Origin of the sequence: Collinsella sp. AM29-10AC (assembly GCF_003469085.1) — a bacterium.
In the GTDB taxonomy this organism is placed as follows: Bacteria; Actinomycetota; Coriobacteriia; order Coriobacteriales; family Coriobacteriaceae; genus Collinsella.
Map to the genome: position 1 here is coordinate 1 of NZ_QSKB01000022.1, position 11,427 is coordinate 11,427.

The window sequence follows — 11,427 nt, forward strand, 5'->3', positions numbered from 1 at the left end:
CGCGCGGCAAGGAGATATATTGCCAGACCGGAGGGGCGCCGGGGGCGGGAATCGCGCACTCCATATTTTGTTCACAAATGAATAGGTCCCTCAGTCGCATCACTGAGGTTAAAACTGAAGCATTGGCTTCTGATATTGGCGATGACCAGCTGGTTTATAGGTGTTAAGGCATCGGTCATCTCTGGAGCGCCACTTTACTCCAAAAGCATCAGCTATTTGTTTCCCGTCGGTAAAAGGCAGGTTTTGTTCGCCAAGCGTTCTTATATATAGAGAAGTTCGGGTTCGAACCCGTGGCGCGGCAACAAAAAAGCGACCAGCCGGAGCCGATCGCTTTCTATTCTATGCTGGATCATCCAGAGGGCGCTTCCGAACTCATTTTCTCGCTGCCATTCATGCTTTCGAAGCATCGTTCGACCTCCACAGCCTCATGTTTTGAGGATCTGCCGTGTTTATCACTGTTATTAATGAGTGTGTGGAAGTGATCCTCATACAGATACGTGCGATCCGCCAGAGAACTGAGAAGCATCTCTCTGCAGCCCTCGTTGCCTATCCTCGCATCTCTCAGGTCTTCCGGAAATTCACAAGCAGTCTTAGGGTCAATTTGTTTCCGTTTTCAGAGACTTGTTTGAGAGTTTTTAAAGACAGTTCAAAACAATAAGTGAGACACCATAAAGCAGAGCAAGATGTGCCGGATAGAAAATGTAGAAGAAATATTTGAGCTTCAGCCCTCGCTTACCATTATAAAGATTGATAAGCAGCAACGAAACGACCGCGGCAGCAACATCAGGATTAAGTACATTAGCTGCAGCAAGCTCGAATCCGCCGCCAACTATATGGCATGACGAAAGGAGCACTGCACATACTGCAGCAAAGAACATCTTGGCCTTGCTGTCGTGGAATAAATAGAATGCAGCCACAAGCATAATGCCATACACACCGCCATCTAGTTTAGTGTATTCAGCTGCCAGTGCTGTCAAAACAATCAGAGCAGTTTCTGCGATGTATCTTTTCCGTTTTGAAAGACTTTGTATCTTTTCCAGAACAATCAAAAAGACCAAGGAAAGCAGGAGCTCACACATAACATTTTGTTGCCGAAGGTCAAATAGTTGCCCGGTTTGGACGAAATCGTATATGGGCTCCGCAATGATTGCGAAGACAAGCATATTTCGCAGGTACTTCTTTAAGTCATGAGTATGCAAAAATCCCTCAACTATCAAAAAGCAAAATAAGGGAAATGCAATTCTGCCAAGAACATGAAGCATATCCGAAGCCTCGCTTAGAATCGCCCACTGTTCGTCTGATATCTGACTGTACGATGCGTGAGTCATGATTCCATTGGTCAGGACGATCCTGCTTACATGATCGAGAACCATCGAAATGGCTGCTATTATCTTTAATGTGCTGCCGCTAATTCCGTATCTATTTGTTTTCATTTCGTATTCCTTACTTTGGGTGGGCCGTCAGGGGTTCAGCCTGCTCCGCAGGCGGCCGCTGCGGCGCTTCGCGCCTTGCGCGCTGCGCTGGCAAACGCTCACGCGTTTACTCAGCTCCGCGCCCTTTCGGGTTCGAACCCGCGTCGCGGCAACAAAAAAGCGGCCGGCATCCGCCAGTCGCTTTTCCATTCTATGGTGGGCCGTCAGGGGTTCGAACCCTGGACCTTGGGATTAAAAGTCCCCTGCTCTGCCAGCTGAGCTAACGGCCCGCGGGTGGCATTGTACCACGGTCTGGGACTATTCCCAACTCCATTGGCCGTTCTGGAAAATCACAACTTCACGTCCATCAGGCGTAATGCCCGTAATATCGATGTCGTCCGTGCCAATCATAAAATCGACGTGCGTGCTCGAGACGTTAACGCCATGCTCCAGGAGCTCTTCCTTGGACATGTCATACCCACCCTCGATGCATTCGGGGAAACCGACACCTAGCGCGAGATGGCAGCTAGCGTTCTCGTCATAGAGCGTATCGTAGAACAGTACGCCACTTTCGCGGATCGGCGTGTTCTTGGAGATGAGCGCGACCTCTCCCAGGTGAGCAGCGCCCTCGTCAGTATCGATGATGCTTGCGAGCGTTGCCTTGCCCACACGGGCATCGTAGTCCACTACGCGGCCGCCCTCGAACTTAATCCAAAAATCGTCGACCTTATTGCCATGGTGGATGAGCGGCATGGCCGAGTAGACGATTCCGTCAGCGCGCATGCGATCAGGCGAGGTAAAAACCTCCTCGGTGGGGATGTTGGGGAAGAAGGGGTGGCCATCGGGCGTCTTGCCCTTGCCGCCGGCCCACTCGTGACCTTTCGTCATGCCAATCGTCAGATCGGTTCCGTTCGAAGCGGTGTAGTGCAGGCAATCAAATTGATTATCGTTTAGGAAACGCAGGTTCTTTTCGAATGCGGCGTCATGGAGTTCCCAGTCGCTCTCCGGGTCCTGGCCATCGGCGCGAGCGGTGTGCAGAATCGCATTCCACAGCTTATAGATTGCAACCTCATCGGCGTCTCCCGGGAACACCTCGTGCGCCCAAGCCACGACCGGAGCGCCGGCGATGCACCACGGATTGATGTTGTAATCCAGTCCACGGCGGAAAACTTTGCACTGCGTATTCCTCGCCTTGGATGCCGCGGCCGGCTTGGCTGGATCGATGCCCTTGAGGGCTGCGGGATCCGCACCCTCGATAAAGATAAAGCAGGCACCGTCCTGGGCCAGGGAATCCAGCTGCAGGCGCTTCCACTCGGGCGTCTGCTCAAAATAGCTTTTATCGACATGCTCGTACGTGAGCCTCGTCACGGCATCATCGGCCCAAATGACCGTCACGTGGCCGGCGCCGGCGTCATAGGCCTCCGCGACCACCACGCGCGCAAACGGCGCGCACTCGACCGGAGACTGAACGACGACTTCCTGGCCGGGCTTGACGTTTACGCCCTTGCGGACGACCAGGCGCGCATAGTTTTTAATCTTGGGCTCCAGGGCCTTCATGCCCTCCAGAGCTTCTTCAACCGTCAGGGCAGCTCGAATCATGTGCCACTCCATCTATCTATAGAACAGTAAAAAGGCGCGCCGCAAAAACGACGCGCCTTATATCTTAGCGATAAGTATGAATGCAAACGCTATTTCTTCTTGGAGTCCTTTTTGTCCTCCTCGGCAGCCGCGCGCTCGATAAGGGCGTTGAGCTTATTGTCGGACATGCCCTCAGCCTGCGTGCGGTACATGTTGCGCAGGGGACGAATACGAACGAAGTCGTAGATAAAGTCACCCAGAATGACGACGTAAGACAAAACGATGCCGACCATCTGGACGGGACTGGACACCATGCCAGCGGGAGCGAAGTACAGCGAGGCCCAAATGGCCACGACGAGCACCATGCCGATAGCGAGCACGGCCCACCAGATGCGGCGGCGCTTGGTGTAGTCCTCATCCTGCTTGAGAAGGATATTCGACACCGTGTAGATGCGATCCTCCTTGGCGCGCTGCTTAGCCTTGCGGGCGCGCTTCTCCTCTTTAGAGAGGCCCTCGAGGTTCTCGCCCTTCTCGAGCTCTTTGCGGCGTGCCTTAGACGAAGCCGGCACGACGCGGACAGAGCTCGCTGCCTGACGGGCAGGCTTAGCAGATGCGGCGGACTTGCGCGCAACCCCGGTAACCTCGCGGGATTGCGTGCGCTTGTTCGTGGCGCTACGGGTACTCACTTATGCGTTCTCCTTCATGCTTGTGAACTGGGAGCCCGTGATGATCTGGAAGGCCTCGCGATAGCGCTCGGACGTGCCATCGATGACCTCGGCGGGCAGGTGCGGGGTCTCCCCCGTCATATCCCAGTTGGCCTTGAGCCAATTGCGGACGAATTGTTTGTCGTAGCTGGGCTGGATCTTGCCCTCCTCGTAGCTGGCAGCAGGCCAGAAACGGCTGGAATCGGGCGTGAGGCACTCGTCGATCAGCGTGACCTTGCCATCGATGACACCAAACTCGAACTTGGTGTCGGCAATGATGACGCCACGGGTCGCGGCGTACTCGGCAGCGGCCTTGTAGATCTTGAGGGAAAGGTCACGAATCTGCGTGGCGATATCCTCGCCCACGATCTCGCAGCAACGCTCGAACGAGATGTTCTCGTCGTGGTCACCGATCTCGGCCTTCGTGGACGGCGTGAACAGCGGCTCGGGAAGCTTGGAAGCCTCGGTCAGGCCCTCAGGCAGCTGGATGCCGCAGACGGTGCCGTTCTCGTCGTAGGTCTTCTTGCCCGAACCGGTCAGATAGCCGCGGACGATACACTCGATAGGAATCGTCTGGGCCTTCTTAACCAGCATGGCGCGGCCGGCGAGGTAGTCACGATACTCAGCAAACTCCTCGGGGAAATCCGCCGGGTCGATGGAAACGAGGTGGTTGGGAACGATGCCGGCAAACTTATCGAACCAGAATGCCGAGATGCGGTTGAGCACCTCTCCCTTAAACGGAATCTCGTCGGGAAGAATGAAGTCGAACGCAGAAATGCGGTCGGTGGCGACCATCAGCAGGTTTTCACCGGCATCGTAGATATCACGAACCTTGCCACGGGAATCCGGACGACGCTCCATCGTTGTCACGTGAGTCACTCCTTACCAAAATACGACAGTAATGCGGGTTCTTTCCCGCACGTTTTCGCAAACTCGGAGCGGCAGGGACGAAACCCCTCCTTCACCGAATAGCGAAAAGCTAGTGCTCCATTGTAGTAGATGCCGCGTCCGCCGTGTGCTCGCGAGGCAGATGAATCGTAAAAGTCGTACCCTTTCCAAGCTCCGACTCCACAGATATGTAGCCGTGATGGCGCTCGACGATCTGTTTAGTCACGGCGAGGCCCACGCCCAGACCGCCCGCCTCACGGGCACGGCTGGCATCGGCGCGCCAAAAACGGCCGAAGATGCGCGACAAGTCATCCTTGGCAATACCGATGCCGGTATCAGAAACGGCAATGCTGACGTGTTTGCGGTCACTGAGCACCGACACCACGACCCAACCGCCCTCGGGGGTGTAGCGCATGGCGTTGCTCATGAGATTGATGACGCATTGTGTGATCATGTCGGGATCGGCTTCGACGACATCGTCGTGACCTTGGGTCTCGTCAGCAAAGCGCAAGCGCAGATCGCGGTCGACAAACAGGCGCTCCTGGGCATTGACGATGGAACGCACGAAAGGAACCATGTCCACCGGCTCAAGGTTGAGCGGAGCCGTGCTGTTTTCCATGCGCGACAGGTCGAGCATCTGCTGCACCAGACGAGCCAGGCGACGCGTCTCGGAAGCAACAGTCTCCAAGTGCTCATCGTCGGTAGGATATACGCCATCCTGCATGGCCTCGACCGTTGCGAGCATGGCCATAAGCGGAGTACGAAGTTCGTGAGCCACGTCCGAGGTCAAACGTTTCTCGTGTTTCATATCCTTCTCGAGCGAAGTGGCCATCTCGTCAAAGGTCTCACCCAGCTGATCGATTTCGTCATCGCCGCGCAAGCCCGTGCGAGCGGACAAATCGCCATCGCGAATTTGTTTGGCCGTGCTGGTAATACGATGAATCGGCTTGGTGAGCATACGCGACATGAACGATCCGATAACGACCGAGATACAGACTGCAACAACCGCGGCAAGGACCATGGCGTTAAAGGTCTTCTCTCTAAACGCAGAATCTGCCTTGGTGAGCAGAGCATCGGAGCCGATGGCCCATAGCTTTACCTGTCCGACATGCTGGCCGGAAGGCGTTATGATTTCGACGTTGGCCACGCTATCGGAGTCGGTGGGCGCCGACGAAACCGGGCTATGCGAGGCCTTTTTACCTCTCGAGCTGCGAGACGCCGATTCGCTCTCGCGCACATCGGCAGTCGCACTTGCCGAAGGCCACGAGTCGTCATAGACAACAACGCCCTTTTTATTGACGACCTGCATGCCCAAATCGTCGGACACCAAACTCGATGTCGCGACCGTGCGCAGCTCGCCCGCAGTCCAATTGCCGTTTTCCTCGTACGACGTCGCAAGCTTTTCGGCTGCGGAATTTGCGATTTCGACGATATTGGAGCGCGTGTAATCCGAAAAGACCGTGCCCCACACAACAGAGACAACGCCCACCAGCACCAATACCGTCATGAGCGATGTCAGAGCAAAAGCAAGTGCCATGCGCGAGGGATAGCTCATCGTTGGCCGTGAATCGGAACGAGGCGTGTTCCAACTAGCCTTGGAACCCGCCTCGCTCTCCTGCTTGTGCTTTTGTCCGATTTCAAAGCGCGCAGGTGTCATATGTGATTTCCCTATTTCTCGTCCGACTTATCGGTCTTGGCCGGAGCCTCGAAGCGATAGCCGACACCGTGGACGGTGTAGAGCCACTTGGGCTTCTTGGGATCATCGCCCAGCTTGGCGCGAAGGTTCTTCACGTGGCTATCGATGGTGCGCTCATAGCCCTCAAAGTCATACCCGAGCACTTTCTCGACCAGCTCCATGCGGTTATACACACGGCCGGGATGACGAGCAAGCGTGGTGAGCAGCTTAAACTCGGAAGCGGTCAGGTCCACTTCCTTGCCCTCGACCAAGATCTTGTGGCCCGAGATATCGATGACCAGATCGCCGAAGTCGAGTACCTCGACGGCGGGCTCGTCGGCCTGATGGGCACGGCGGAACAGAGCGCGAACGCGGGCGACGAGCTCGCGCGGCGAGAACGGCTTGATCAGATAGTCGTCGGCGCCGAGCTCAAGACCGATAATACGGTCCTCGATCTCACCCTTGGCGGTAAGCATGATAATGGGCACATCCGAGGTATCGCGGATAGTGCGGCAAACGCGCTCACCGGGGATCTTGGGGAGCATAAGATCGAGCACGACCAGGTCAAACTGATGCTTCTCGAACTCTTCGATCGCGGACTGGCCGTCGCCGACGCCCACAACCCAGTAGCCTTCGCGCTCGAGATAGGCAGCGACGGCGTCACGGATTGCCTTCTCATCCTCGACCAGCAGAATCTTTTTTGCATCTGAAGCCATAACACGGCCCCCCTGTCTCAATTAGCTAAGAACAAGCCCATTTTAACGCACCTGAGCCCGCCGGATGCCGCTATGACGCGGCAGCTCGGCGGGCGGTACTCACAATTACAACGCGTTTATTCCCCTGTTGGCGCCTTTTTAACCCCTCTAAGCTTAAAGAGAGAATAGGCGTGCAGTGACCGTCTCTGGTATACCCTGGCTGTTGCGCACCGTGGCGTACGTAAGGAATGAGTCCGATTTTCCCGCCGTAGCTGGATAATCGCCATACTCCAAAGCGCGGTCGGGCGACAGCAGCGAGCCATAGGTCTTGGCAGAGGTGTCGATCAGGAAATGCGATGCCTGCACCTTAACAAGGTATTTATTCTTCTTGCCAGCCGCACATGCGAGCGGCTCGCGTGACAGGAAGAGGTACGACCCTCCCTCATTACCGATATACGTGCCCATGTTGCCCAAGCTGCCCACGCCACTATAGGTCGCCTCGATAGAAAACACGAAGGTATCGCCCATATATACGGCCTCGAAAGGCGAGACTGACGAGGGAAGGACTAGCTGGGCACGTTTGGTGTTGTTGCCGTCGGTCAGATCGATTGCCGTTATGCCGTAGTAGACGCCCTCGTCGTTGCGGACACGCGGCGAGATGGTCAAAATGCCGTCGCTCGCACGCGGGGCCGATGCAAAGCGGCCCGTCGATTTCCAAATTGTCTCGGCCTTGGATTCATCAAGCGAGCGACGATAGCAAAACGAATCACTACTCGTTTTATTGCCGCCTGCCGAAGGCATTTTATACCAGATGACCGATGACCCGAACGCCGTAAACAGGGGCGGATCATAGTCCTTGCCACCCCGATCGAGCTCAACCACGTCGCCAGAGAGCGAAGCGCCCGACAGATTTTGAGCGTAGAGCTTCCACGATGAATTGGCAAAGTTCATCTCAACCCACGCAAACACGCCATCGCCGGCGCGGACATCGTAAAACGAATACCCCGCACCTTCGATAGGATCCTCGATGAGCGTCGTGAGCGAGCCGTCGCCCAAGTTGAGCACGCCAAGCGTGTTGGCATGCAGCGCAGACGCCGGGGCCATCATCGCCGCGGCGTAATCGCCGTCGCAGTAGTACAGCAGCGTACCCAAGGGCAATGTCCATGTCGCCATGGGCTCAAGATCGATATCGACGGCCTCATACTCATCCGTAATCGAGACAATCTTTGAGTCGTCTTTGATAACCTGCGGCTCGCCGGCGGCGTCGTCGCTGGTACCCGTTTTCTTTGAGCATCCGGCAAGCACCGTGGCAGCGCCCGCGGCAGTCCCTCCGAGCACAAAGCCGCGGCGCGATATTCCGTTCTTGACGTGGTCGGCGATACTCATTAGGCGATCTCGGCGCGAGCGGCCTCGATAGCGCGCGTGAGCTGATCGGCGCAAGAAGTCTTTTTCATACCGCAGGTATTACCAGCGAGAACCTCGATGACGCGATCGGCAGGAGCACCCTCGACCAGCTTAGAGATAGCCTTGAGATTGCCGTTGCAGCCACCGGTAAACTCGACGCCCACCACCTTGTTGCCGTCATCGGACAGGTCAAGGTGGATATTGCGAGTGCATACGCCCTGAGGCTTGTAATCAAAACTAATCATTGCGTTCCCCTCTCGTAAAGCAATTTCAGACGTCTATTATCCCCGTCCGAACCGATAAAGTATCGCGGGCACCGATTCAACATTCCCCAATGCGCAAACCGGCGGTAGCAATACTAGCAATCTGCTTCCCGAGCGTGAACTTTTCGTTTCTCTTGATACATGTTGTGGTCAGCGATGTGGTACATCTCGGTCAGCGAACATCCGGGTGTCTCTGCCGTCGCGACGCCAAACGACGCACTGACTGTCAGCACCTCATCGCTCGCAGCAGCAAGGCTGAGGCGAAGATCTTGCACCACTTTGCATGCGGATTCGCGATCGGTGTGAGGGCAAATCAGCAAGAACTCGTCTCCACCAACGCGCATGGGTACAAATTTCTCGCCTGCCGTCCGCTTCAATACAGATGCAGTACGCCGTAGCAGCTCATCGCCCATTTCGTGACCGTAGAGATCATTGGTGCGCTTGAGGAAATTGCAGTCCATCATGATCACACTCACGGGCAGGGACTCGTTCACCAGGTCGTCGCCAAGGGACTCAAGGTAATTTCTATTGCGAAGTCCCGTCAGCTTGTCCTGGAAAGAAAGCTCCTCGGCGCGCTTTGTCATCGAGATGTTATGCGTCGCCACGACGACCGATTCCAGTCGACCCTGCTCATCGCGGCGCTGTGGAACAACCTGCAGCGAATACCACGTACCTCGGCAATCTCGTACCTCGGCATCCAAGTACGGCATGCCCTCCATACGGTCCTGAAGCGTGCTTATATCTATTAGCTCCATGACCGCCTCGCGGCTTTCGGGACTCACGATGTCTCGGCAAACCGTTGTCAAAAAGTCATACACCTCGGCGTGCTCGGAAAATATCTTTGCCACCGATGGCGACATGTTAATTCCCTCGATCTCGAGCGTATCGAGATGCAGCAGGAAGGTCGACTCATATATGGAACTGATAGCATTGATGATGCCGAGTTGCTTGTCCTTTTCGGCCAAATTGCGACGATCGGCAATGTTGCGCGCCAACAGCACTACAACCCAAAACGCCAAGCACACCAGCACGCCGGCAGCGATAAATGAAATCCTGCCCGACATGACCTCAGATTTGGGATAAAGCGCAAACAGGCGATAGTCCTCATACGCCGCACGCACGGCATACCAGGTACTTCCCCGATATTCGATACGTGTTAAGCCTTCGTCTTTCCAATCAATTCCGCTATCGGCAAGAAGCCGGGCAAGGGTTAGATCGACATTCGAATCGTTTGAGGAAACGATCTGCATATCGCGCATCACGAGCACCGTTGGGCTCTGATGGAATGTGTTGTTCACGAGCACGTCGGCGATCGTATACGAATAATCATCGGCGGGCTCGGGCGCAAGCGATCGATACCCCAGCGCTACGCCATCACCGTACGGAACAACACTCACGGCAAAGTCGACATCGCGACGCTCAACGACCGTCGAGTAGGACACCTTGGATCCTCGATACATCGATGCGACCGACGAACAGGCCAGCTCCTCTCGCCACAGCATCAGCGGATCGCGACCATCAATATCGTAATGAGCGGCCATATGGCCGTCGGCGTCCATGACCAACATTCCCGAAAGGTGCTCGGTATGGACGTACTCCTCGACGAGGTCATCGTTGACTTCAACGTGATCAGACGGCAAGAACGTCGAAAACGACTCGAGCGCGGCATCCAAATTGTGCGTCGCTTCGGTTTTTCTTCCCTGTTCATATCGGTCATATTTTTCGCAGGCGTTTTTTAAAAACACCATGGTTTCCTGACCAAACCCAAGCGTTTTATCGAGACAGCGATGCGTGCCGACCATATACAGCAGACCCAACAGGACAGCGCTGACCACAACGCAGATAGCCGCGGTGACTAATGCCTTTCGGCGCAAGCGGCGCTCATCATTTGTCATGATTCCGCTCCTTGCCCGTCCGTCGTCGCCCCTGCCTTGTACTTGCCCACAATGCGCTCAATCGTGCCATCTCGATCCATCTCGAACAGCACGGTATTGAGGTTTTTGACGTACTCCCCCTCATAGCCGTCCTTAAACGCGACGCCAAGGTCAACCGTCATAACGTTGTCAGCGAACACGCGGTAAAGGCCGGGATACTGGGCGACAAGTCGATCAAGCGACTGAACGTCCGCCATCCAACAGTCGACATACCCTTTGGCGAGGGCGGCTTTGCAGAGCTCGGCAGAACCGTACGATTTGATTTGCACGTCCGGCGAGATTTCCAGATCCCCTGCGAGCAATCGGCGTTCGCTCACCGAGCCCGCAATCACCGCGATGGTCTTGCTTCCATCGAGATGCGCCAAGGACTTGATGCCGCTCGTTTTCTTGGCGGCAACCGAGACCGGCACGGTTAAATACGGCTCGGTCCAGTAATACTTATCCTCGCGATAGCAGGGAGAATAATCACACCACAGGCAATCGATATCACCGTTTTTGAGCAGCCGGTCGCGATCGTTCCAGTCAATATCGACAAACTGTGGCTTGAGCCCCGCACGCTTGCAGGCCTCGCGGGCGATGTCGATATCGATACCGACGTAATCGCCCGTGGTATCGATATACACATAGGGGTCGTTATCCGTAACGCCGATTTTGAGTACTGGGAGATCTTTGTCGGCTTCATTCGAGGAGGAAGAACTGCTTCGAACGGTATACGTCAGGGCGACCACACAGGCAGCAACAAGGAGCATGAGCGTAAACGAGACAATGGCGACTCGCTTGATACGTCTGGGCACGCTCCTCCTTTCATCGAAACAGCAGTAAAGTTCATTTTATTACCGGGAGCCAATGCGGCAGTGAAAAAAGCGCCTTGCCC

Annotated in this window: 10 protein-coding genes and 1 tRNA gene; all 11 read right to left on the reverse strand. The window is 55.6% G+C overall.

Translation table 11 applies throughout. The features are described 5' to 3' along the window. Positions 1-635: 635 nt before the first annotated feature. The 11 genes from DW754_RS07850 to DW754_RS07900 all read right to left on the reverse strand — a co-directional run bounded on the left by DW754_RS07850 (position 636) and on the right by DW754_RS07900 (position 11,347). The gene (locus DW754_RS07850; RefSeq protein ID WP_117759178.1) at positions 636-1,433 is read right to left on the reverse strand and encodes a TraX family protein; all 798 of its coding nucleotides are present in this window, start codon (positions 1,431-1,433) and stop codon (positions 636-638) included. A 193-nt stretch (positions 1,434-1,626) separates the two neighbouring features. Beyond that, positions 1,627-1,702, reverse strand: a tRNA-Lys gene (locus DW754_RS07855). Positions 1,703-1,730: 28 nt separating this feature from the next. Continuing rightward, entirely contained in the window at positions 1,731-3,011 is a 1,281-nt protein-coding gene (locus DW754_RS07860) for an aminopeptidase (protein ID WP_117637906.1), read from the reverse strand. 89 nt (positions 3,012-3,100) lie between these two features. Further along, positions 3,101-3,676, reverse strand: a complete 576-nt coding sequence (locus DW754_RS07865) for a hypothetical protein (protein ID WP_117759180.1) — start codon at positions 3,674-3,676, stop codon at positions 3,101-3,103. Continuing rightward, positions 3,677-4,555 carry a phosphoribosylaminoimidazolesuccinocarboxamide synthase gene (locus DW754_RS07870; protein ID WP_117759182.1) on the reverse strand — a complete coding sequence of 293 codons (879 nt, stop codon included), beginning with the start codon at positions 4,553-4,555 and terminating at the stop codon, positions 3,677-3,679. Between the two features lie 118 nt (positions 4,556-4,673). Continuing rightward, on the reverse strand, positions 4,674-6,239 hold the full coding sequence (locus DW754_RS07875) for a cell wall metabolism sensor histidine kinase WalK (RefSeq protein ID WP_117759184.1): 1,566 nt from the start codon (positions 6,237-6,239) through the stop codon (positions 4,674-4,676). Between the two features lie 11 nt (positions 6,240-6,250). Next, entirely contained in the window at positions 6,251-6,973 is a 723-nt protein-coding gene (locus tag DW754_RS07880) for a response regulator transcription factor (RefSeq protein WP_006236208.1), read from the reverse strand. A gap of 153 nt (positions 6,974-7,126) precedes the next feature. Beyond that, positions 7,127-8,338, reverse strand: coding sequence for a twin-arginine translocation signal domain-containing protein (locus tag DW754_RS07885; RefSeq protein ID WP_117759186.1), 1,212 nt, complete (start codon positions 8,336-8,338; stop codon positions 7,127-7,129). Beyond that, on the reverse strand, positions 8,338-8,601 hold the full coding sequence (locus DW754_RS07890; protein WP_117735816.1) for a TIGR03905 family TSCPD domain-containing protein: 264 nt from the start codon (positions 8,599-8,601) through the stop codon (positions 8,338-8,340). Before DW754_RS07890 ends, DW754_RS07885 begins: the two co-directional genes overlap by 1 nt. A 113-nt stretch (positions 8,602-8,714) precedes the next feature. After that, a complete protein-coding gene (locus tag DW754_RS07895; protein WP_158567516.1) occupies positions 8,715-10,421 on the reverse strand; it encodes a diguanylate cyclase in 1,707 nt (568 codons plus the stop codon). A gap of 89 nt (positions 10,422-10,510) precedes the next feature. Beyond that, a complete protein-coding gene (locus DW754_RS07900; protein ID WP_117634747.1) occupies positions 10,511-11,347 on the reverse strand; it encodes an ABC transporter substrate-binding protein in 837 nt (278 codons plus the stop codon). Between the last annotated feature and the right edge of the window lie 80 nt (positions 11,348-11,427).